This is a genomic window from Achromobacter spanius, from assembly GCF_039673305.1.
In the GTDB taxonomy this organism is placed as follows: Bacteria; Pseudomonadota; Gammaproteobacteria; order Burkholderiales; family Burkholderiaceae_B; genus Achromobacter; species Achromobacter spanius_F.
In genome coordinates this window covers 1-607 of sequence record NZ_JBDJLJ010000132.1, presented here as the reverse complement: position 1 = coordinate 607, position 607 = coordinate 1, and the positions used below count along the sequence as shown (strand labels likewise).

Genomic DNA, 607 nt, shown 5'->3' with positions numbered 1-607 from the left:
ATCGACGGCAAGCAGGAGCACTTCTTCACGACCGAGCTGGAAGACGCCACGATCGTGGACATCACCAGCGTCCTGCCGCACGCGCAGGACCCCAGCAAGTCGGACTACACGCAGCTGATCAAGGTCGCCATGGCCTATCGCAAGATCACCTGGACGCATGCGATCGCGGGCACGGAGGCCTCGGACGACTGGCGCAAGCCGCTGGAAGGCTGATCAGACCGCGCCTGATAAGGCGTGACTCAAGCCTGGGAACGGAACCGCTGTGAGCGGTGATTCCGTCTTCTTCTTGTTCACAGGCAGCCGGAACGATTGCCCTCGACGTTGCGGCTGCGCAGGATACCGAGATGCCCCGTTCATCCGATGTGCGATTTACGTTCTCGCCGGCCGTCGCCGGCGTGGACTTCGACGTGGTGGAGTTCACCCTCGACGAAGCCCTGTCCGACACCTTTCTGCTACGCGTGGAGCTGTCCAGCTTCGACCCGTCGGTGGACTTCGGCGCGCTGCTGGACCAACCCGCGCTCTTTACGATCTGGCGCGGCGAAGAGCCGGTGCGCCATGTGCACGGCATCGTCACCGGCTTCGAGCAAGGCGACACGGGGTTCAGGAG

Annotated in this window: 2 protein-coding genes; both read left to right on the top strand. The window is 63.6% G+C overall.

Annotation, left to right across the window (positions count from 1 at the left end; genetic code table 11):
• Positions 1 to 213 (top strand): type VI secretion system tube protein TssD (tssD, locus tag ABE485_RS31165; protein WP_346519110.1); only part of this gene is annotated, 213 nt, incomplete at its 5' end.
• A 131-nt stretch (positions 214 to 344) separates the two neighbouring features.
• A partial coding sequence (locus ABE485_RS31160) for a contractile injection system protein, VgrG/Pvc8 family (protein ID WP_346519109.1) occupies positions 345 to 607 on the top strand: 263 nt, incomplete at its 3' end.